The organism is Mycobacterium sp. NGS68 (genome assembly GCF_059812195.1).
Genome location: NZ_JCALCE010000002.1, coordinates 207,715 through 228,848, shown reverse-complemented (window position 1 = coordinate 228,848; position 21,134 = coordinate 207,715). Strand labels below are relative to the sequence as shown.

Sequence of the window (21,134 nt, the reverse complement as noted above, 5' to 3'; positions counted from 1 at the left end):
ACACGCTGTCACCGCGCGCGGCCGATTGTCCAAGAACACGCGCGCCGACGGCTGCAGAGTCGGCTGCACCCATTCGGTCGCCCGCTATCCCCGCCGACATACCCGCGCGACCCGGCCGCTCGATGGGCGAGCGCCCCGGTCACCGTGTAAACGCTGAACATTCACGTTCAGCCGGGCCTCCGCTGAGGTGCCGTATCCCCCGGGCCGGCGCGCCGCGGCAACCCACCCGGGGGTCGCCAAGCGAAATCCGATCCCACTGATCGGAACCGCGCGCGGACGTCCCGCTCAGTCGACAGTGGCCTGTTGCGCCGACCCCGCGACAGGTATTTTTTCCTCACCAGCAGCTGCCGTCAGGCGAAGGAGCCGCCATGGGGTTCATCCAGCCCAATCTGCCCGTCGTCGACATGGCCGAATGGCGCAAGGGCACGCGCGCCGAACGCGTGGTGCCGATGATGCGGCACATCGCCGAGAACGGCTTCGGCACCCCCCTGGTGATGCACGTGATGTACGGCGTCAAGATCGTGCTTTACATCCTCGGGGCGTGGCTGTGCGCGTGGTCGACGACGGGGATCGGCGGCTTCACCGAAATCGGCGCGTGGTGGACGGAGCCGATCGTGTTCCAGAAGGCCGTGCTGTACACGATGCTGTTCGAAGTCGTCGGCCTCGGTTGCTGTTTCGGACCGCTGGCCGGGCGCTACTTCCCCCCGATCGGCTCACCGCTGTACTGGCTGCGGCCCGGCACCATCCGGCTGCCGCCCTGGCCCGGCCGGGTGCCGCTGACCAAGGGCACCAACAGAACTCCTTTCGAGGCGCTGCTCTACGCCGCCCTGTTGGTGTTGCTCGTCATCGCGTTGGCGTCCGACGGCACTGGCCCAATTTCGGCCCTGGGCACCACGATCGGCGTGCTGCCGCGGTGGCAGACCGTAGCGATCCTCGCCGTGCTCGCCGTGCTCGCCCTGCGCGACAAGATCATCTTCCTGGCCGCCCGCGGCGAGGTGTATGTGCCGCTGGCCCTGGCGTTCCTGTTCGCCGGACCCGACATCATCGTCGGGGCGAAGCTGGTCTTCATGGTCATCTGGATGGGCGCGGCGACCTCAAAGCTCAACCGGCACTTTCCGTTCGTCATCTCGACGATGCTGGCGAACAACCCGTTCATCCCGTCGGGCGTCCTTAAGCGCTCGCTATTCAAGCGGTATCCGGATGACTTGCGGCCCAGCGCATTATCGGGTTTCATCGCGCACTTCTCCACCGCGGTGGAGGGGCTGGTGCCGCTGGCGCTGTTCTTCTCCCACGGCGGTTGGGTGACGGCGATCGCGGCGTTCGTGATGGTCGTCTTCCACCTCAACATCCTGCTGGCGTTCCCGATGGGGGTACCGCTGGAGTGGAACGTCTTCATGATCTTCGGGGTGCTGTGGCTGTTCGTCGCGCACGCGCCGGTCGGGTTGTCGGCCCTCACCGACCCGGCGCCCGTCGCAATCCTGTTCGCGGTCGTCGCCGGCACCGTCGTCGTCGGAAACCTGTTCCCGCGCAAGGTTTCCTTCCTGCCCGGCATGCGGTACTACGCCGGCAACTGGGACACCACGGTGTGGTGCGTCAAGCCGTCGGCCGACGAGAAGATCCGCGTCGGCGCCCGCGCCCTCGGCCCCATGCAGCACCTGCAGCTCGAGCGGTTGTACAAGACCAAGGAAGAGACCCTCGTGCCGATCCACCTGGCCTACGCGTTCCGCGGGATGAACACTCACGGCCGCGCGCTCTACACCCTGGTGCACCGCGCGATGGCCGGCTACGACGAGGAAGACTACAACCTGTGCGAGGGCGAGCAGCTCTGCGCGATGGTGCTCGGCTGGAACTTCGGCGACGGCCACATGCACAACGAGTGCCTGATCGAGGCGCTGCAGGAGCGGTGCGGGTTCGAACCGGGCGAAGTGCGGGTGGTGATCCTGGACTCGCAGCCGATCCAGACTCAGCGGCAGGAGTACCGGTTGGTCGACGCGGCCACGGGCGAATTCGAGCGCGGCTACGTCGAGGTGGCCGACATGGCCAACGCCCAGCCGTGGGATGACGACATTCCGATCCACGTCGCCAGCAGCTCACCGAATACCAAGGGCGTGACCGCATGACGACGGCCGTGTCGGCCCTGGTCACTGGCGCGTCGACCGGGCTGGGACGCGAGCTGGCCGGCCTGTTCGCCGCCGACGGCATCGACCTGGTCGTGGTGTCCAGCGAACGCAGCACCACGCAGCTTGCCGCGGTGGCAGAGGAATTGCGCTCACGCTACGGTGTCCGCGTCGACACCGTCACGATGGACCTGTCAGCGCCGGGCGCCGGAGCCGAACTCATCAGGCGCGTAGACGAACTCGGTGTCGACATCGAGTTCCTGGTCAACAACGCCGGAGTGGGGATTCTCGGGCTGAAGATCCAGGAGTCCGACCCAGCAGCGGTGTCGCAAATGGTTCAGCTCAATGTGGTGACGCTGACCGACCTGACGACGTTGTACGCCGCGCGCATGGTACGGGCCGGCCGCGGGGCAATCCTCAACATCAGCTCGATCGCCGCCTACGTCATCCCGCACGGCCTAGAGGCCGCCTACTCCGCCAGCAAGGCCTACGTCCGCAGCTTCTCGGAGGCGGTGGCGTCCGATCTGCACGGCACGGGCGTCACGTGCACCCACCTCGCCGCGGGCCCGGTCCGCACCGAATTCGCGCAGACCGCCGGCATCGGGGACTGGGCGCGGCTGGGCGGCCTCGCGATGGATGCCGCGCCGGTGGCCCGGGCCGGATACGCGGCGATGCGGGCGGGGAAGGTCACGGTGATGCCCGGCTGGGGCAACAAGGTGATGAGGGTGGCCGCGCCGCTGTCACCCTCGCGAAGAATGAAGGCGCTAATTTCCGGCTACTTCGTCGCACGCCGCTGACTCAGTGCCGCGCGAGCAGCACGGTTCGTGCCTCAGAAGTGGTGTGCGGCAGCCACAACGCCTGTATTGGCACCAGCGGCGGGTCGACCAGCGGCAGCACGTCGACGCGGCCCTGCAGGGCCGGGCCGGCCGGCGCGGTCACCAGCGCGACGTAGTCGTTGCCGACGACCGCCGTGACCGGCGGGGTGCCCTGCGTCTTGTTGACGACCACCGCTGGCTCGAAACCCGCACGGCGACAGGCAGATACAAGGAAGTCGGTATAGAACGAGAAGGTCGGGGGTGCCCACACGATGAGCGGGTACGCCGCGATGTCGGTCAGCGTGAGGTCGCCCTGTTGCGCCAGTGGGTGCCCGGCGCACACCGCGACCCGTAGTTCGTCGTAGCCGATGACGGCGCCCGCGAGCGCCGGCGGCGTGGTCGCCCCGCGGCGCAGCCCGACGTCGATCGACCGGTCGAGCAGGGCCTGTTCCATGTCGGACGGGAACATCTGACGCGCGGTCACCGACACGTCCGGCAGCGCGGCGCGGACCGGTTCGATGATCGTGAAGACCTCTTCCGCGGTGATCGCCGGCGTGTGGCCGACGACGAACGGCGGCTGACGGCCGGTGGCCACCTGGCGCGTCGCCTCGCTGAGTGCGGCGGCCGCCGCCAGCAATGGCGGAGCGCCCTCGCGGAGCTTCTGCCCGGCGGGGGTCAGCAGCAGGCGCCGCCCGCGGCGATCGAACAGGGCGACGCCGATGGCGTGCTCGAGCTGACGCATCGCGGTACTGAGCGCCTGCTGGGTCAGGTGCAGCCGCTCCGCGGCGGCGGTCAGGTTCTCGTGATCGGTGACCGCCAAGAACTGCGACAGTCGATACAGGTCAAGGGGTTCCCCGGCGGCCGGGCGGCCCGATTCGGCGTCTGCCATTGCGGCTCCCTATCGACAAATGGCATTTGTATTTTTACCACTAAACCCTGATTGTCGTTTGTCCTTGTCGACCGTACCGTCGAAATTACGGGCACGATACGACAAGGGGGAATCACTCGTGAGCGACCACAGCCTGAGCGACAAGACCGTTCTGATCTGACCAAGAAGCCGATCCCCGAGATCACCGAGGACGACTACGACCAGATCTTCGCAATCAACTCCAAGGCCGCGTTCTTCTTCATTCAGCAAGCGGGCAAGCGGCTTTCGGATGGCGGGAAGTTGGTCACCCTGGTCGTCACTGCTGGCCGCCCATACCGGGTTGTACTCGATCTACGCGGGGTCCAAGTCCCCGGTGGAGCACTTCACCCGCGCCGCGGCCAAGGAGTTCGGGGAGCGGGGCATATCGGTGGTGGCGGTCGCGTCCGGGCCGATGGAGACGCCGTTCTTCTACGGGCAGGAGACCGACGAGTCCGCCAAGTTCAATCAGACCGCCGCCGACCTGTCGCAGTTCACCGAGACCGGGCTGACCGATCCGTAAGACATCGTCTCGCTGATCCGTTATCTGGTGGGCGAAGGCTGGTGGATCACCGGCCAGACCATCTTCGCCAACGGCGGCTACACGACGCGCTGACGGCTCAGCGGTTCCTGACCCGGTGCACCACCACCACGACGACGAGGCTTCCGACTCCGGCCAGGGACGCGAGGACCACGGGTTGTTTGACGAACTCGAGCACCCGGGCCTTCACGTCGTCGGCCAGACGGCGGGGATTGGCCCGCTCAGCAAGGGAGTCGACGGTGGCGGCCAGCTGGTTACGGGCGACGTCGATCTCCTGCTTGATGGCTTCGGGGTCCCGGTCCGCCACGTGTCTGTCCTCCAAGTCGCCTGGTGCACCTGAGGCACTACCCTAGTGCCGACACTCCGGTGAACGGAAAGGACTCTCTACCTTGAGCGACACGACGCGGCTGGTCCCCGGCGACAAAGCACCCGCATTCAGCCTGCCCGACGCCGACGGCAAGAAGGTGTCACTGGCCGACTACAAGGGCCGCCGCGTCGTCGTGTACTTCTACCCGGCGGCCTCCACCCCCGGTTGCACCAAGCAGGCCTGCGACTTTCGCGACAGCCTGGGTGAGCTCAACGACGCCGGCCTTGACGTCGTCGGCATCTCCCCGGACAAGCCCGAAAAGCTCGCCAAATTCCGCGACGCCGAGGGGCTGACGTTCCCGCTACTGTCCGATCCGGACCGCAAGGTGCTGGCGGCCTACGGCGCCTACGGGGAGAAGCAGATGTACGGCAAGACGGTCACCGGCGTCATCCGGTCGACGTTCGTCGTCGACGAGAAGGGCAAGATCGCCGTCGCGCAGTACAACGTCAAGGCCACCGGCCATGTCGCCAAACTGCGGCGCGACCTGTCGGTCTAGGTAGCTACCCGGCCTTCTTGAGGTGCAGGGTGAAGGTCGCTTGATACCCGGGGTGGCCGCAGGCCGCCGAGCTATAGGTGTAGACCTCCGTGCCCGCCAGGGTGGTCGGATCCCACGTGTCGCGGTACGGCTGAGAGGCTCTGGCGCTGTCCGTCGGAACAACTCATGGGCCAGGTCCCCTCCATGGTCCATTGCCCGTTGACGATCCGCGCCTGCCCAATGGGCGACCCACCGGGTGTGCTTGCGATTGACGCGCACCCGTCGCCGCAGGATGTGACGTAATAGTCGCCGGAGGTCGATCGACCGGCGGGGTCCGTCGAGGTCCAGGTGTAATGACCGCTCATTGTCGTGTCAGCCCACGCCGTGCCTGCCGGACCGACTGCCAAGCCGGCGAATATCGCCGCTGCGGTCAGCCCTCCCGCGATGATGATGATGATGTTGGCCTCCTCTGAAGCTGTGTTTTCAACTCAGAGGGTGATTGTCCGTCGCATACCAGCACGGCCAGCCGAAGAATACGACGCGCTTCCTCGCGAGCGCCGGTGGCAACATTGCCCGACCGCATCGACCGAGCCGAGGCAAGAATCCCGCAAGTCGTCTGCGGCACACTCTCGCCATGAAACGTGAAGACCCCGAGCAGTACATCCGCGACCTGGAACGCGGGCCGGGCCAGTTCGGCACCCCGGTCGGCGGACTGGCGAGCAGGCGGCTACGACGGGTGACGTGGATATGTATGGCCGCGTTCGTGTTAGCGCTCGCGCTGATCGCCATGCATTACGGCGGCAAGACCACCGTGCACGGAAACATGGTGATGATCAACAGCGGCGCGAAGGACACGATCGACTGCAACAACGGAAACCTGAAGCTGGACGGCGACAACAACACGTACACGGTCACCGGCCACTGCCGCAGGCTGGAAGTGTTCGGCAGCGTGAATCGTGTCTCGGCCGAAAGTGCCGACACCATCGCCGTCTTCGGCGACGACAACGCGGTGACCTACCTCTCCGGGTCACCGAGAATCAGCACCACCGGTAGCCACAACACGGTCCTGCAACGACCCGGGCGATGACCGACCGCGAGCGTAACCACACGGCGAAAACACCGACCCCAAATCGCAGTGACGTTACGCTCGCGAGGCCGCCCGGCGTGGCCACGCGCCATGACCGTCGCACACCGGGGCCCGTCCCGCCGATAATTGAGGTCTATGACCAAGACAGCACGACTCGGCATCTTCGTGCTCGCGTGCTGTGCGGGCTGCTCCTCGACGGTGACCGGGTCGCCGACGACGGCGATAACGACGGCGATGACGACGGCAATGACGCAGCCAGGGACGCAAGCCACGACCTCTCCATCGATTAGCGCACCGACGACTACCCCAACCGTCACCGGTTCGATGGCGTCGATCGTCGCGCAAGTCGACTGCGGGCCGGATGGCGCCGCCCGCGTGACGGTCAAATACGGGACGGGTCCCGTCCAGCAGGTACTGGTCGGCAGAAACCCCGCGGACCATGCCAACGTCGACGCATTCAGGGGCCGCTACGGCATCGTTCCGGGCTTCGCCGACGCGACCCTGACCGTGACGACTGCACCCACCCACGGAACGTGCACGACGACGTTGACCGACCGCGCCAGCGGGGACGTCATCGCGAAAAAGGAAGCGCCCGGCGAAGTGACGTTGACGGCCGTCGTCAGCGCTGGCTCGTAGTCAGGCGAGGTTGTCCAGGAGCAGGGCCTCTGCGACGGCGGCACGCTCCAGCACGCCCAGGTGCAGGCTCTCGTTAACGCTGTGCGCCTGCGTGCCGGGGTCTTCCACGCCGGTGACCAGGATCTTCGCCCGCGGGAACGCGGCGGCGAACTCGGCGATGAACGGAATCGAGCCGCCCATGCCCATGTCGATCGGCTCGGCGCCCCACGCCTGCCGGAAGGCCGCCCGCGCGGCGTCGTAGACCGCGCCGCTGGCCTCGATGGCGTAGGGCTGACCTAGTTCGCCGCGGGTGACGGTGACCCGGGCACCCCACGGGGCGTGGCTTTGCAGGTGGGTGGTCAGGGCGTCGAGGTGCTTGTCCGCGTCACCGCCGGGCGCCACCCGCATGCTGATCTTGGCCCGGGCCTTCGGGATCAGCGTGTTCGACGCCGACGCGATCGGCGTGGTGTCGATGCCGATCACGGTGATGGCCGACTTGGCCCACAGCCGCTGCGGCACCGAGCCCGAGCCGATCTCGGACACGCCGTCGAGCAGGCCGGCGTCGTTGCGCAGCCGCTCGGCGGGGTAGTCGGGGAAATTCAGCGCGGCCGTGTCGGTTTCGTGCAACCCGGCCACCGCGACGTTGCCGTCGTCGTCGTGCAGGCTGGCCAAGAGTCGCACCAGCACGCTGAGCGCGTCGGGCACGGCCCCGCCCCACAGGCCGGAGTGCAGGCCGTGATCCAGGGTGGCCACCTCGACCACGCAGTCGGCCAGCCCGCGCAGCGACACCGTCAGCGCCGGGGTGTCGGCGCTCCAATTGTCCGAGTCCGCGATGACGATCACGTCAGCCGCCAGCGCGTCGCGGTGGGCCGCGAGCAGCCGGGAAAGCGACGGCGACCCCGACTCCTCCTCCCCCTCCACGAACACCGTGACCCCCACCGGAGGCCGGCCGCCATGCGCCCGGAAGGCCGCCAAATGCGTTGCGATGCCGGCCTTGTCGTCGGCGCTACCGCGGCCGTAGAGGCGCCCGTCGCGCTCGGTCGGCTCGAACGGCGGCGACACCCACTGCCCGCGGTCGCCCTCGGGCTGCACGTCGTGGTGTGCGTAGAGCAGCACGGTGGGCGCCCCGGCGGGAGCCGGATGGCGCGCGATGACGGCCGGCGCACCGCCTTCGGCGACGATCCGCACGTCGTCAAAGCCCGCCTGCGCCAACAGGTCTGCGACGGCCTGCGCGCTGCGGTGCACATTGTCGCGGCGGGCAGGGTCGGCCCACACCGATTCGATGCGCACCAGGTCCTCGAGATCGCGGCGCACCGACGGCAGCAGTTCGCGGACACGCTCAACCAGATCACTCATGAGTCCGAAGCTAACTTAAGCTGGCCCCGTGGCGAGCGACGGTCCAGACCCGACCACGCCGCTGTGGCGGGCGGCGCAGGTGTTCCGGCTGCTGAGTTGTCTTTACGCGCTGGGCTTCCAGGTCGCGATCAACGACGATCTGCGCCATCCGGTGACGGCGTGGCTGTTGTTCGCCGTGCTGATCGCCTGGAGCGCGGCCTGCGCGGTGGCCTACCTGCGGGGATTCGGCCGCCGGCCGACCTGGGTGATCTCCGAGGTCATCGTCGTGGTGCTGCTGATGGGGTCCAATCGGCTGGTCGCTTCCCCGCAGTGGGCGGCCGACAACCAGACCTGGCCGACGACGCTGTGGGCCACCAACCCCACGATTTCGGCGGCCCTGCAGTTCGGCCCGGCCGGCGGGATGATGACCGGCCTGGTCGTGATGGCCACCAACTTCGCGGTCAAGAACTACCTGACCCTCGACCTTGGGCACAACGCGACCATCATCGTCGAGGTGGCGATCGGCCTGGCGATCGGCATGGCCGCGCGGACGGCGCGGCGCGCGCACGAGGAGTTGCAGCGGGCGGCGCAGCTGTCCGCCGCGCTACAGGAGCGTGAGCGGCTGTCGCGGCAGGTGCACGACGGCGTTATCCAGGTGCTGGCGCTGGTCGCCAAGCGGGGCCACGAGATCGGGGGCACCACATCGGAGTTGGCGGACCTCGCCAGCGAGCAGGAACGCGCGCTACGCCGGTGGATCACCGCGAGCGGCCTCGAACAGGACGGCGACAGCCAGACCGTCGACCTGCGCGCGCTGCTGCGCCGCCGCGAAGGCGACCGGGTGTCGCTGAGCCTGCCCGCGACCGCGGTGCCGCTTGCCCGCAGCGTGGCCGCCGAGCTGGACGCCGCGGTGGGCAACGCCCTGGACAATGTGCGGTTCCACGCCGGCCCGGGCGCGCGGGCATTCGTGCTGTTGGAAGACCTGGGCGATGCCGTCGCGGTGAGCATTCGCGACGACGGGGTCGGCATCGGCGCCGGCCGATTGGCCGAAGCCGAAAGCCAGGGGCGCTTGGGCATCTCGAAATCGATTGTGGGGCGGATGATATCGCTGGGCGGCGAGGCGGAATTGCGCACTGGTGCGGGCAAAGGCACGGAATGGGAGCTGCGCGTGCCACGCCCGGGGAAGGCGGGACTGTGAGCGGCGATGCGTTACCGACGGTGATGGTGGTCGACGACCATCCGATCTGGCGCGACGCCGTGGCCCGCGACCTCGCCGAGGAGGGGTTCGACGTGGTGGCCACCGCGGACGGCGTGGGCGCGGCGAAACGCCGGGCGGCCGTGGTCAAGCCCGACGTGGTGCTGATGGACATGCAGCTCGCCGACGGCACCGGGGTGCAGGCGACAACGGACGTGCTCGCCGTCTCGCCGTCGTCCAAGGTGCTGGTGTTGTCGGCCTCCGACGAGCGCGACGACGTGTTGGAAGCCGTCAAGGCCGGGGCGGCGGGATACCTGGTCAAGAGCGCCTCGAAGGCCGAGCTGACCGAAGCGGTGCGGGCCACCGCCGCCGGCCGCGCCGTGTTCACCCCTAGCCTGGCGGGGCTGGTATTAGGCGAGTACCGGCGGATCGCCCAGAGCCCGGACGACGGCCCCGCCCGCCCCAGCCTCACCGAGCGCGAGACGGAGGTGTTGCGCTACGTCGCGAAGGGATTGTCCGCCAAGCAGATCGCCGAAAAGCTGTCGCTGAGCCATCGCACCGTGGAAAACCACGTCCAGGCGACGTTTCGCAAGCTGCAGGTGGCCAACCGGGTGGAGCTGACCCGCTACGCCATCGAGCACGGCCTCGACGAATAACGGCTCGCGCGTTGCGTTGCCGAGGCGAACAGTCGGATTGACTTAGGCCACCTGAGCCGCAATTATTGGAGTTTGCAAGCATCTTGCTAGGTGAAGCATATGTGTGGCATAGGACATTGGCCTGAGCGTCGAGAGGCGTCCCGGGCAGTACTGTTCCTCCCGGCATGGAGTCCAAGCGACTCCGAACACGTCGGGTAGGCCGTGCAGTGCCAGAGCTCTGACGAGAGAGATCTCCGTTTCGGTACCTGATGGAGCGGCGACACCCGCGTGTGTCCTGGCGGCAGGGAGGTGAGGGCCAGATGAGTCCAGGCGATAGTCCCAGTTCCGGTCGAAACTTCGTGTCGCGTGCATCCGGTCCCCGGGCGGCCGCGCTGCGCCTGGTCCATTAGCTGTTCCACGCACAGCGAGCGCTGCTGTAGACCCGGCCAATTCAGGTTCTGCAGAAATGGATTTCAATCATGCATGTTTTAGAGCCACTAGGGGATAGTCGCCAGATCGGCTTCGTCGACTTCGAGGAATTCGACGGTCCCCTTGACGGCCACGTCGTTGTCAGCGGTGATGATGCGCTTGCCACGACGATCGTCGAAGACCTGAGCAACGCCGGTGCACGCGTTGTCAGGCTCTCCGGCGCCGGGGTCGCTCGGGCGCTTCGTGACGCCGGGATCGCCCGCGCGCTCGCCGTCGTCTGTGCCGGGGACGACGATTCGACAAATCTCGAGATCGCGCTGTTGGCAAGGAAAGCCAATCCGGATGTACGCGTGGTGGTGCGTTTGGACAACGACGTGGTGCGGGGAGCGATGGCCGCCAACAACGGGCCCGGGGCGATCCTCGACGTAGCTGACCTCGCCGCGCCGTCAGTCGTCGAGGCGTGCCTGGCCCTCACCATGCACCCGTTTGAGGCGGCCGGCATCAAATTCGCAGTCTGGGGTAGTAAGGCGCCGCGTGATGCGACGCTGCGTGACATCCACGGCGACCTCGCACCGGTGGCGGTGATCCGGGGCGAAAACTCGGACTCCCTCGGCGAGATGATCGCCTGCCCGGAACGCGACCTGCAGGTGCATGCCGGCGACTGGACCGCGGTGATCGGCACCGCCGAGCAGCTGGCCGCCCGGGATATGAAGAGTTCCAGGCCTATCGTTACGCGCACCCGCTGGCCGTTGTTGCGGCGACTGTTCGACACCGCGCGCACCATGCGCGACGACGTCAACCCGGCGTTCTATCCCGCGGCGGCAATCGGAATGGCCCTGCTGATCAGCTCGACGATCCTATTGCGGTTGTGCTACCAACGCCCTCCGGGCATGACATGGCTCGACGCGTTGTACTTCAGCGCCGAAACGATCACAACGGTGGGCTACGGCGACGTCAGCTTCGTCCAACAAGCCACCTGGCTGCGAACATTCAGCGTCGTCCTGATGTTCGTCGGCATGGCAAACACGGCCGTCCTCGTGGCGTTCATCGCCGACCTGCTGCTATCGCGCCGGTTCGTCCATACGGCCGGACGCCGGCGGGTGCGCCATTTGCGTTACCACGTCATCGTCGTAGGGCTGGGTTCGGTTGGTATTCGCGTAGTTGATGAGCTGACCGACGCCGGATACGCCGTCGCGGTGATCACGAACGACGAAGACAATCCCCTGCTGCCCCTGGTCGCAGAACGCGACGTACCGGTGATCTTCGGAGACGCGACGCTGCAACAGACGCTGGAGTCGGCCTGCATCGACCGCGCTGGAGCGGTCGCCGTATTGACCCAGGACGACATGTTCAACATCGAGACCGGGATTGTGCTGCGTGAGATGTATGGCCCTGCCGTGATACCCGCACTCAACCGGCCCGAGGTACCCCTTGTGCTACGGATATACGATCGCGAACTCGGCTTCGCGGTGGCACAGCGCTTCGGTTTCGAAAACGTTCGATCGACCGTGGAACTGGCCGCGCCGTGGTTCGTCGGCGCCGCGCTGGGGCTCGAGGTGCTGGACACATTTTCGGTGGGTCAGAGCACATACATGGTAGGCGCGATGCATGTAGAGGCCGGCAGCGAACTTGACGGGTTGCGAGTGGCAGAGGAATGCACCCAAACACGCGTCATCGCGATCACCCGCCCGGGCGCGCCCGTCCAGCTGCAGCCGCTGTCCGACGCGCGTCTTGGAGCCGGCGACACCGCCTACCTCGTTGGCCCTTACCGGGAATTGATGTGCACACTGCGCAAGGGACGGGCGCCCCAGCAGCACGACGACGACCAACCCCCCAGAGAGAGTCGGTACAACACGGTCGGCTATGCGCGAAGATTCGAGTAGTTGCCTGCGCGGGGGTCGGCGGTCGTTGCAGCTTTTCGCGGAACTTCGGGTGGGCGAATTCGGCCTTCGCGCGATGGGATGCCGGGTTGCCTGGTTCCCCTGGGACAACACGGTTTTCAGCCGTCCAAGCCGGTCCATGTCGTGGCCACCCGCCGCAATGCCGGCCGGATATGCCGCGGGAAGGTGAACCGCGAGTCTGAATATAGTTGTGCCCCAAGCGATTGGAAGGTGCTTTACGTGACCGGATCGTCTACGTGAGACCGAAGAAGACCGCATTCATTCGCACCTCCGCACCTCCAAGGCATGCCGAAGCAAGGCACCGCACGACCGGAATGCGGGATATTCAATGAGCTCTAACCGAGGCTTGGTTTGCGCCCAGATAATCAACCGCCGCTGCCTGAGAATGAAAGCGCGTCGGTATTCCGAGCAGCCTTGGCGCGGACGTATTTCTGCACCGGATCACCGGTAGCGCGATTAATTCTCGACGATCTCAGAGTCGATACAGTCCACGGCAACATTGCGAGCCCACGAATGGCACCGCCAGCCACTGCGATATCGACATTTGTCTCGAACAACGTCAAATGCCCGCGATGATCTTAACCCTTGAACGGGCTGGCGGAAATGGGTCGAGCCTGTGAATAACCTGCCAATTCAAGGTTCCTTATACAAAACAGACCAAAATCGCCACGTCCGTCCAGGCCTGCCGTCGCCCACGCGACTCTAACGCCGCGCTGGACCAGGCACTACTCGTTCCCATCCGCAAGGTTCGGGCTCTCATGAAAGGTGGAAAACGCAGCGATTCGGCACCGCCCCGCGGCTCACGAACGTCGGCGCGGCGAAGGCCCCGCAACGCCATTTCCCGGTGGCTCGTACTTCATGAGCCGGGCGACATCTTTGCTTGCTGCATTCGCCCCTTCGTAGCTAGGACAGGTATCCGGCAACCGTAAAGAAAACGTAAAACTCCAGATAACAGGTGGGTCGATCTGGGATGGCGCTAAGCCTATGTAGTTTGCGTATCTCGATCGCGACGGCATGGAATGACCGGTGGAGCGGGTAGCCGTTAATGGTCGTTGAAATGAAATTGTCGCGATCGCGTCGCAACATTCTTGACTCGAGTTGGCTTTCAGGTGCAGGATTGACTCGCAAGCACCTCGCTAGGTGAGGCGTCCGCACGGATATAGGCCACTGACCTCGAACGTCGAAAGACGCCCAGGGTCAGGACAGCTCTTCCCGGATTAAGGGTTGAGCCCAAGTGGCTTCCGGACCGCACATGGTCCGGATACGCCGTGTGGTGCCGAAGCTCTGACGAGAGGGGTGCCGGCTCGGCCGTCCCGCCGGGCTCTCATCCCATTGCGATAAGTGGCATCCCAGCATGCCTGGCCGCGAGGAGGTGGGAGCGAAATTGACTCCGGGCGATAGACATAGACTCTGTTTGCGATTCATCGGCATTTCGTCCCGACCCTGCCCCAGCGTCGCTTCTGCCTGAATCATCCTGTAAGAAGCTTACTTTCACATCAGCCGCCTGAGCTGAGATGTGGTGGCCGCGTGCGCTTGCCGCACCGTAGCTGAAGCTTGCTTGTTTTCATGAGGAGAGTTCCGATGGTTTTTGTCACTGCACAACCCGAGTCGCTGACCGCCGCCGCCAGCCGCTTACAGGCCGTGGGATCGGCGCTGGCCGCGCAGAATGCGGCAGCCGCCGCCCCGATGAGCGATGTGGTGCCCGCCGCTGCCGACGAGGTGTCGTTCTTGACGGCCGCGCAGTTCGCCTCACACGCCCGAACGTTTCAGGCAGTGAGCGCCCAGGCCGCGGCGATGCATGAGATGTTCGTTGCCACGTTGCAGACCAGCGCCGCATCCTATGCGGCTACCGAGGCAGCCAACACAGCCGCGGCCCGGTGAGCTGCTGGGGATAGATCAATGATTGATTTCGCGGCGCTGCCGCCGGAAATTAACTCGGCCAGAATATATTCCGGTCCTGGGTCAGGACCGATGCTGGCCGCCGCCGCAGCCTGGAACACGATGGCAGCTGAAATGCGCTCCACAGCAACTTGTTACGGCTCGGTGGTCTCAGAGCTGACCAGCGAGAGCTGGTTGGGTCCGTCGTCTGTGTCGATGCTGGCCGCAGCCACCCCCTATTTGGAGTGGCTGGCACTCACCGCAACCCGGGCCGAGCAGGCCGGGAGCCAAGCCAGCGCGGCCGCGACTGCATATGAGTCGGCGTTTGCGATGACGGTGCCCCCGGCGGCGGTCGCGGCCAACCGCGTCCAGCTTGCGACGTTGACGGCCACCAACATCTTTGGTCAAAACGCCGCCGCGATCGCCGCGACTGAGGCCCACTACGCCGAAATGTGGGCACAAGACACCGTCGCGATGAACGGCTACGCCAGCGCCTCGAGCGCAGCGACACAATTGACGCCGCTCACCGCGCCGCAATCACCCACCACACCCGAAAGCGTGGCCGGCCAAACCGCCGCGGTCGCTCAAGCGGCCGAAACACCGGTTGGCACTGTGCAGTCGACACTGTCGTCGGCAACCTCCGGGGCTACGGGGTCCTCCTCCTCCTTCGGATCGTTGTCGTCGGATCTGGCTGGCTTGCTGAACGGGTCGGATGATTCGGCGCTGGGGACTTTCTGGAATGGCAATTTCTTCAGCACCGCGGTGACCAACGGGGCGTTGGCCGGCGGTCCGTTCAACCCGCAATTCATCTTGGGCACGGTGGCGGGTTTCAACTATTTGATGAGCGGCGACAAGGAAGCAATCAGCACGCCGGCGTTAGCGATTCCCGGGGAGAAGATATCGGAGCTGGGACCCGCTGCGCCGGCGGAACTGGCCGGCCCGGGTGCCGCAGCGTCGGCTGAGATGGGTCGTACGAGGCTGGTCGGCGCGTTGTCGGTACCCCCGTCCTGGACCTCGGCAACCACAATCAGCCCGGCCGGGACGGCGTCGCCGGCCAGTGGCCTCGCCGACATCGGAACATCCCCGGCGGGCGGCCAGGGTGGCTTTGCGCCGGTAGGGGCCACAGGCGGGCGGCGCCGCCGCTCCATTCCGAGATACGGATTTCGCCCAGTAGTGATGCCGCGCCCGCCTGCCGGCGGGTAGCGCTTTGAAGGAGAAGAATTCATGCTGGATTTCGCGACGTTGCCGCCGGAGATTAACTCGGCCCGAATGTATTCGGGCCCGGGGCCCGCGTCGATGCTTGCCGCCGCGGCCGCCTGGAGCACGACGGCCAGTGAAATGCGCTCCACTGCAGCGTATTACAGTTCAGTGGTAGATGCGCTCACCAGTGAGAGTTGGTTGGGTCCTTCGTCGATGTCGATGTTGGCCGCGGCCACTCCCTATTTGGAGTGGCTCAGCGCCACTGCCACCCGGGCCGAGCAGACCGGCACCCAAGCCCATGTGGCCGCCGCCGCCTTTGAGTCGGCGTTTGCGATGACGGTGCCCCCGGGCGTGGTCGCGGCAAACCGAGCTGAACTAGCGATATTGTTGTCCACCAATACTTTTGGCCAAAACACCCCGGCGATCGCCGCCGCCGAGGCCCGATACGGGGAAATGTGGGCGCAAGATGCGGCTGCGATGAACGGCTACGCCAACGCCTCGAGCGCAGCGACACAATTGACGCCTCTCACCGCGCCACTATCACCGACCAATGCCGAAGGCGTGGCCAACCAGGCCTCCACAGTCGCCCGAGCCGCCAACGCCTCGACCCCCACCACTACGTCGACGGACGCATCCGGACTAGCCGCCTGGCTTGGACTCGCGCCCGACACCAACACCTCCGCTACCGGCCTGGCCGGGGTGCTCAACTTCCTCGACGGGTCGAACGGGTCCCTGGTCGGAAGCTTCCTCGACAACGCGAGTGTCGCCAACTTCTCCAACGCATTCACCACCAGCGGGATACTCAACCCGACATCGGTGGTCGATTCGGTGACGGCGTACAACTTCTTATTGCCCGCCACCAACGGTGCTGATGCGTTGGCGGACGAGGCGAATCTGGCCTCCGGCCTTGGTCAGGCAGGGGCGCTGGGGCGAGAAGGGTTAACCAGCACCGCCTCGGCGATGTCGGCGCAGATGGGGCGGGCGAGCCTGGTCGGAGCGATCTCGGTCCCGCCGGCATGGGGCGCGAGCGGAGCGACAATCAGCCCCGTCGCGGCAACGAGCCGTCTTGGGCAGGGGGCCTACCACGGTGTGCTGGGCACTACCCCGATGGTGATGGAAGATGTTGGGCCCGTGGGCATGCCAGGGATGCCGCTGGGAGGGACGGCAGCGACCCACGAGGACGAGTTCTCGGCTCCGATATACGGATCCCGCCCCCGCGTGATGGGGCGCCCGCCAGCTGCTGGCTAGCCAACGATTGACCTCTCCCTAATCCAGATTCGAAACCGAATAGCGACCATCTTCGAAGGGTGCATTGTGACCACGAAGTTCCTGTTGGCCCCGCTCTCACGATGGCGGCCGCGACGTGGCGCACCGAGCGGCGGTGACGCCGGCGTCTCGAGCTGCCTGCTTGATCCGCAGTCGATCGAAGGCCAGAAGAAGTGTCGAGGAGGGCCCAGTGAGCACGCCGGATAAGACGCCCGAGCCCAATCACGGATTACCGATAATCCATCTCTCCCAGCTGCTGCGCGGCCCGGTGCGAGCCCGCACTGGTGAGGCGGTGGGCCGAGTCGAGGACGTGATCGTCCGCCTACGCGGTGCCCACGAGTATCCGCTGGTGACCGGGATCGTGGCCGGGGTCGGCGGGCGGCGCGTGTTCATCGGCAGCCTGGCCATTCACCGATTCGCGTCGGACCAAATTGTGTTGGCCAAGAACAAGGTTGACCTTCGAGGTTTTGAGCGCCGAGAAGGTGAGGTGCTGCTGCGTGCAGACGTGCTCGGCCATCGGTTGATCGATGTGGCTGCCGTCGAGTTGATTCGCGCATACGACGTCACGCTCGAAGATAGCGGCGCCGGGTGGGTACTGACGCGACTCGACACGCGGCGTCCCCCGCGGCTTTTCGGGCTGATTAAGGGCTCGGGTGGCCGCGCGCCCCGCGATTGGAAGGCATTCGAACCGCTGATCGGACATGTCCGCTCTGACGCGGTGCGTCGCCACTGGGGCCGCATGGGCGGGTTCAAACCGGCCGAGATCGCCGATCTGCTCGAGGACGCCGATAAGGCCGAGGGCGGAGAAATCCTCGACCGGGTCCGCACTGACCCGGAATTGGAGGCCGACGTGTTCGAGGAACTCGACCCCGACAAGGCCAGCCGGCTCTTCGATGACATGCCCGACGGCGACGTCGCCGGCCTCTTGGGCCGTATGCGTGCCGACGATGCCGCCGACGCGATCGCAGACCTGCGGCAAAAAAGGCGTCGGCGCGTGCTAGACCTGATGCCCGCCCCGCAGCGCACCAAGGTCATCACTCTGATGGGTTTCAATCCCGAAAGCGCCGGTGGGCTGATGAACGTCGACTTCGTCTGCTGCGCCGCCACCGCAACCGCGGGCTCGGCCCTGGCCCTGATCGCCGTTGCGCGCAGCATACAAGCGGAAGCACTCATCATGATGCATGTCCTTGACGAGGGCAAACGCCTTGCCGGTGTGGTATCGGTAATCACCCTGTTGCAGGCCGAACCCGACGAAAGCGTTGAAGCGCTTATGGATTCCGGCCCGGTCTGTGTCAGCGCCGATGCCGACCTCACCGACATCGCACGGTTGATGGCCGACTTCAACCTCTATTCCATCCCCGTCGTCGACGAGCGCGACCGCATGCTTGGAGTGGTCACCGTCGACGACGTGTTGGAAGCCACCATCCCCGAGGACTGGCGACGCCGCGAACCCGCCCCTCGTCCGGTTCGGGAAATCACCCGACCCGACGAAACCAACGCGTCGGCGCCGGGAGGTGAGACGCCATGACCTCACGCGCCGACAAAGTCACCAGCCCCCGTCTGGTGGCCGGTCGCACCAAACAGGCAGCGCCGCAACGCAGCGCCGTGCTCGATACCGCGCATCTGGGCGATATCGAGGGCGCGTTCGGGCGCATCAGCCTCGGCGAGACGGACCGTCCCCGCACGTTGAAGACCCGACTGCTGACGCTGCTGGCCATCGTCGGTCCCGGAATGATCGTGATGGTCGGCGACAACGATGCGGGCGGCGTCGCCACCTACGCGCAAGCCGGCCAGAACTACGGCTACTCGTTGCTTTGGGTGCTACTGCTGTTGATCCCGGTGCTCATCGTCAACCAGGAGATGGTGGTTCGACTCGGCGCAGTCACCGGAGTTGGGCACGCCCGCTTGATCAATGAAAGGTTCGGTCGCGGTTGGGGGTGGTTTTCCGTCGGGGATCTATTCTTGCTGAACTTCTTGACGATTGTCACCGAATTCATCGGCATCACACTGGCCGCCGACTACATCGGCGTCTCCAAGTACGTGGTGGTGCCCGTCTCGGCGGTGGCGCTGGTCGCGATCATGGCCAGCGGCAGCTTCCGGCGCTGGGAGCGGGCCATGTTCGTCTTCATCGCTATCAGCCTAATTCAGATCCCGATGTTGTTGATGTCGCACCCGCAATGGGGCCATACGGTGAAATCATTTGTGGTGCCCAGCATCTCGGGAGGTATTAGCTCGGATGCGGTCCTTTTGATCATCGCAATTGTCGGCACGACCGTGGCACCGTGGCAGCTGTTCTTTCAGCAGTCCAACGTCGTCGACAAACGCATCACTCCCCGGTTTATGGCCTACGAGCGCGCCGACACCATACTTGGGGCGTTCGTCGTGGTTATCGGGGCCGCGGCGCTGGTGATGACCGGCGACTGGGCGGCTCGCTCGACCAGCACCACCGGCAAGTTCACGGACGCCGGGGCCGTCGCGCAACTGCTAGGCCGACACAGCGAAATGCTCGGCTCGATATTCGCGATCGTGCTGATTGACGCCTCGATCCTTGGCGCCGCGGCAGTAACCCTCGCCACCAGCTACGCCTTCGGCGATGTTCTCGGCCTGAAGCACTCACTGCACCGCGGGTTCGGCGACGCCAAACAGTTTTACTTCTCCTATACCGCAATGGTGGTGCTGGCCGCGGCCATCGTGCTGATCCCCGGTGCCCCGCTCGGGGTGATCACCACCGCGGTGCAGGCGCTGGCCGGCCTGCTGTTGCCCAGCGCCAGCGTGTTCCTGCTGCTGCTGTGCAATGACCGGGAAGTGTTGGGCCCCTGGACCAATCGGCCCTGGCTTAACTGGATCGCCGGTCTGATCGTCGGCACCCTGCTGTTGCTGTCGGGGATTCTGATGGCCACCACAATATTTCCCCACCTCGATGTCGTCGCCGTCGCCGGCTACCTGGCCGCGGCACCCGTCATCCTCGGCGCCGCCGCGGTACCCGTGCTGCGCTGGATGGCCCGTCGCCAACCAGTTGCGCCGGCGAAAGCTGTTCCGGCCCGGCCGGTCGATCGCAGCACTTGGCGGATGCCGCCCCTCACTCTGCTCGAGCCGGTCACTTGGTCCCCTGGCACCCGACTCGGCATGATCGCCTTGCGTACCTACCTGTTTGTCGGCGCACTGCTACTGATCGTCAAAGCTATCCAGCTCAGCGGCCGGTAATTGTCCCGAGACCGTCTCGGCCACAACGAGAAACGCACAATCGGAACAGCCCGGTTGTTAGGTAACCATTTCGCCGACGCGAGAGACACCCTGGCTGGCAGCCCTTTTCGCCAAATTGGCGTGCCCATGCCCAGCATGGCGCTATCGGCTACTGGATGAACCGCCCTCAGGTGCAGGCGGACGGGCAGACATGCCTGAAGTAATTCACAGTATCGCAATATAAGCGAGACGTTATTAAGAACATCTCGTGTGACCATGGTCGCAGGTAGCCCAACACAAAGTGGAGAGTTCGATGCCCCCTCGCTCCCGGATCAAGGTCGTGGTGGCCGGTGGTGCCTTCATGGTCGGCTTGGTGTCCGGATTTGGCGGCGGTGCAGCGTTGGGCAACGCGGCGCCCCCCGCACCAGTTGTGCTTCCCGTAGTGGCGCCACCCCCGCCGGGACCCCCCACTTCCGGAGTTCCCGCACCCCCACCGAACAGAAAGGTTTCCGGCGGGCGTAACCGTCTTGTGCCATCTGAAATACGCGATTAGCGGCGCTACGCCCCGACTTTCGTCATTTGACGTCGCTTGGGCAGCCTCGCGAGACTCGGCGAGCAGCGGGTCGATTTCCGCCAAACGTGCGACTCTCGGTACCGATTGGTTTCAACGGCAATAAATTTCGTTCGCAGCACCGACCAGGGACTCGAAGCAATTTGTCAGGCTTCCGTAAGCAAATCGTTGGGTATTCGGTCTCATCGGTTGCCTCTGCGTCGACTGGCCCACTTGTATCCTCTTGACATGCACAGACTCGCGCGGTTGGCCGCGGCAGCCATCCTGGCCACCACGGGCTTGGGCCTGGCTCATGTCGCGACCGCTTCCTCCGCGCATGCGCAGGTCGGTGGCTATGCGACACGCGGGCACGGTGGCGGAGGGTGTGTAGCCTGCCGCATCGTGAGGCACAGGTGACATTCCGCTAACCGGGTTCGGCGGATCGGCCCGCACTGAAAAGCACCACACACCACGAACGGCCCGCTCATACGGGGCACTCTCCAGAGGAGGATTGCCACCCGGCTTCGAGCAGTCGGCCCGGCCCGCAGGTGAGCGCCCGTCGCTCGATGGCGTGCCATGTCTGCTCGCGCGGCAATCGGGTAGTACTACTCATTTCATTCGCCGTGCGAGAGGGCACGCTGACA

General features: G+C 65.7%; 16 protein-coding genes, 1 pseudogene and 1 riboswitch. Of the genes and pseudogenes, 14 read left to right on the top strand and 3 right to left on the bottom strand.

Annotated features, from left to right (window positions below):
- The first annotated feature begins 368 nt into the window (after positions 1-368).
- Both AC5Y5V_RS03960 and AC5Y5V_RS03955 read left to right on the top strand, forming a co-directional pair.
- The gene (locus AC5Y5V_RS03960; protein WP_499931299.1) at positions 369-2,120 is read left to right on the top strand and encodes a DUF3556 domain-containing protein; all 1,752 of its coding nucleotides are present in this window, start codon (positions 369-371) and stop codon (positions 2,118-2,120) included.
- Complete coding sequence (locus AC5Y5V_RS03955) at positions 2,117-2,914, top strand: SDR family NAD(P)-dependent oxidoreductase (protein WP_499931298.1); 798 nt, start codon at positions 2,117-2,119, stop codon at positions 2,912-2,914. The genes AC5Y5V_RS03960 and AC5Y5V_RS03955 overlap by 4 nt, the downstream gene beginning before the upstream one ends.
- A gap of 1 nt (position 2,915) precedes the next feature.
- On the opposite strand, the gene AC5Y5V_RS03950 is transcribed toward AC5Y5V_RS03955, so the two are convergent.
- The gene (locus AC5Y5V_RS03950) at positions 2,916-3,821 is read right to left on the bottom strand and encodes a LysR family transcriptional regulator (protein ID WP_499931297.1); all 906 of its coding nucleotides are present in this window, start codon (positions 3,819-3,821) and stop codon (positions 2,916-2,918) included.
- A 162-nt stretch (positions 3,822-3,983) separates the two neighbouring features.
- On the opposite strand from AC5Y5V_RS03950, the pseudogene AC5Y5V_RS03945 reads away from it, so the two are divergent.
- Positions 3,984-4,452: pseudogene (locus AC5Y5V_RS03945) on the top strand (SDR family oxidoreductase); the annotation flags it as partial.
- 4 nt (positions 4,453-4,456) lie between these two features.
- Here AC5Y5V_RS03945 and AC5Y5V_RS03940 read toward each other — a convergent pair.
- Positions 4,457-4,684, bottom strand: coding sequence for a DUF3618 domain-containing protein (locus AC5Y5V_RS03940; RefSeq protein ID WP_499931296.1), 228 nt, complete (start codon positions 4,682-4,684; stop codon positions 4,457-4,459).
- An 82-nt stretch (positions 4,685-4,766) separates the two neighbouring features.
- On the opposite strand from AC5Y5V_RS03940, the gene bcp reads away from it, so the two are divergent.
- The 3 genes from bcp (at position 4,767) to AC5Y5V_RS03925 (ending at position 6,942) form a co-directional block, all read left to right on the top strand.
- Positions 4,767-5,240, top strand: coding sequence for a thioredoxin-dependent thiol peroxidase (gene bcp, locus AC5Y5V_RS03935; protein WP_499931295.1), 474 nt, complete (start codon positions 4,767-4,769; stop codon positions 5,238-5,240).
- Positions 5,241-5,853: 613 nt separating this feature from the next.
- Complete coding sequence (locus tag AC5Y5V_RS03930) at positions 5,854-6,306, top strand: DUF3060 domain-containing protein (RefSeq protein ID WP_499931294.1); 453 nt, start codon at positions 5,854-5,856, stop codon at positions 6,304-6,306.
- A 135-nt stretch (positions 6,307-6,441) separates the two neighbouring features.
- Entirely contained in the window at positions 6,442-6,942 is a 501-nt protein-coding gene (locus AC5Y5V_RS03925) for a hypothetical protein (RefSeq protein ID WP_499931293.1), read from the top strand.
- Here AC5Y5V_RS03925 and AC5Y5V_RS03920 read toward each other — a convergent pair whose 3' ends face one another.
- Positions 6,943-8,277 (bottom strand): dipeptidase, encoded by a 1,335-nt coding sequence (locus tag AC5Y5V_RS03920; RefSeq protein WP_499931292.1) that lies wholly within the window; start codon positions 8,275-8,277, stop codon positions 6,943-6,945. It abuts the gene before it with no gap.
- A gap of 28 nt (positions 8,278-8,305) precedes the next feature.
- Here AC5Y5V_RS03920 and macS point away from each other — a divergent pair, with 28 nt between their 5' ends.
- The 8 genes from macS (at position 8,306) to AC5Y5V_RS03880 (ending at position 19,961) form a co-directional block, all read left to right on the top strand.
- A complete protein-coding gene (macS, locus tag AC5Y5V_RS03915) occupies positions 8,306-9,451 on the top strand; it encodes a MacS family sensor histidine kinase (RefSeq protein ID WP_499931291.1) in 1,146 nt (381 codons plus the stop codon).
- Positions 9,448-10,104: a response regulator gene (locus tag AC5Y5V_RS03910; RefSeq protein WP_499931290.1), complete on the top strand. Its 657-nt coding sequence runs from the start codon at positions 9,448-9,450 to the stop codon at positions 10,102-10,104. Before macS ends, AC5Y5V_RS03910 begins: the two co-directional genes overlap by 4 nt.
- A 458-nt stretch (positions 10,105-10,562) precedes the next feature.
- Positions 10,563-12,395, top strand: coding sequence for an NAD-binding protein (locus AC5Y5V_RS03905; protein ID WP_499931289.1), 1,833 nt, complete (start codon positions 10,563-10,565; stop codon positions 12,393-12,395).
- 1,143 nt (positions 12,396-13,538) lie between these two features.
- Positions 13,539-13,716: riboswitch (M-box (ykoK) riboswitch) on the top strand.
- A 278-nt stretch (positions 13,717-13,994) separates the two neighbouring features.
- Positions 13,995-14,294: a PE family protein gene (locus AC5Y5V_RS03900; protein ID WP_499931288.1), complete on the top strand. Its 300-nt coding sequence runs from the start codon at positions 13,995-13,997 to the stop codon at positions 14,292-14,294.
- Between the two features lie 18 nt (positions 14,295-14,312).
- Positions 14,313-15,494, top strand: a complete 1,182-nt coding sequence (locus tag AC5Y5V_RS03895) for a PPE family protein (protein WP_499931287.1) — start codon at positions 14,313-14,315, stop codon at positions 15,492-15,494.
- A gap of 21 nt (positions 15,495-15,515) precedes the next feature.
- Positions 15,516-16,739: a PPE family protein gene (locus AC5Y5V_RS03890; protein ID WP_499931286.1), complete on the top strand. Its 1,224-nt coding sequence runs from the start codon at positions 15,516-15,518 to the stop codon at positions 16,737-16,739.
- A gap of 256 nt (positions 16,740-16,995) precedes the next feature.
- Positions 16,996-18,285, top strand: coding sequence for a magnesium transporter MgtE N-terminal domain-containing protein (locus tag AC5Y5V_RS03885; protein WP_499931528.1), 1,290 nt, complete (start codon positions 16,996-16,998; stop codon positions 18,283-18,285).
- On the top strand, positions 18,282-19,961 hold the full coding sequence (locus tag AC5Y5V_RS03880) for an Nramp family divalent metal transporter (RefSeq protein ID WP_499931285.1): 1,680 nt from the start codon (positions 18,282-18,284) through the stop codon (positions 19,959-19,961). Before AC5Y5V_RS03885 ends, AC5Y5V_RS03880 begins: the two co-directional genes overlap by 4 nt.
- Positions 19,962-21,134: the final 1,173 nt, after the last annotated feature.

Excerpts from the sequence above, each read along its gene's own strand:
- AC5Y5V_RS03955 (WP_499931298.1), top strand. The coding sequence starts at position 2,117 with ATGACGACGGCCGTGTCGGCCCTGGTCACTGGCGCGTCGACCGGGCTG.
- AC5Y5V_RS03905 (WP_499931289.1), top strand. The coding sequence starts at position 10,563 with ATGCATGTTTTAGAGCCACTAGGGGATAGTCGCCAGATCGGCTTCGTC.
- AC5Y5V_RS03895 (WP_499931287.1), top strand. The coding sequence starts at position 14,313 with ATGATTGATTTCGCGGCGCTGCCGCCGGAAATTAACTCGGCCAGAATA.
- AC5Y5V_RS03925 (WP_499931293.1), top strand. The coding sequence starts at position 6,442 with ATGACCAAGACAGCACGACTCGGCATCTTCGTGCTCGCGTGCTGTGCG.
- AC5Y5V_RS03950 (WP_499931297.1), bottom strand. The coding sequence starts at position 3,821 with ATGGCAGACGCCGAATCGGGCCGCCCGGCCGCCGGGGAACCCCTTGAC.
- AC5Y5V_RS03930 (WP_499931294.1), top strand. The coding sequence starts at position 5,854 with ATGAAACGTGAAGACCCCGAGCAGTACATCCGCGACCTGGAACGCGGG.
- AC5Y5V_RS03900 (WP_499931288.1), top strand. The coding sequence starts at position 13,995 with ATGGTTTTTGTCACTGCACAACCCGAGTCGCTGACCGCCGCCGCCAGC.
- AC5Y5V_RS03960 (WP_499931299.1), top strand. The coding sequence starts at position 369 with ATGGGGTTCATCCAGCCCAATCTGCCCGTCGTCGACATGGCCGAATGG.
- AC5Y5V_RS03920 (WP_499931292.1), bottom strand. The coding sequence starts at position 8,277 with ATGAGTGATCTGGTTGAGCGTGTCCGCGAACTGCTGCCGTCGGTGCGC.
- AC5Y5V_RS03880 (WP_499931285.1), top strand. The coding sequence starts at position 18,282 with ATGACCTCACGCGCCGACAAAGTCACCAGCCCCCGTCTGGTGGCCGGT.
- AC5Y5V_RS03890 (WP_499931286.1), top strand. The coding sequence starts at position 15,516 with ATGCTGGATTTCGCGACGTTGCCGCCGGAGATTAACTCGGCCCGAATG.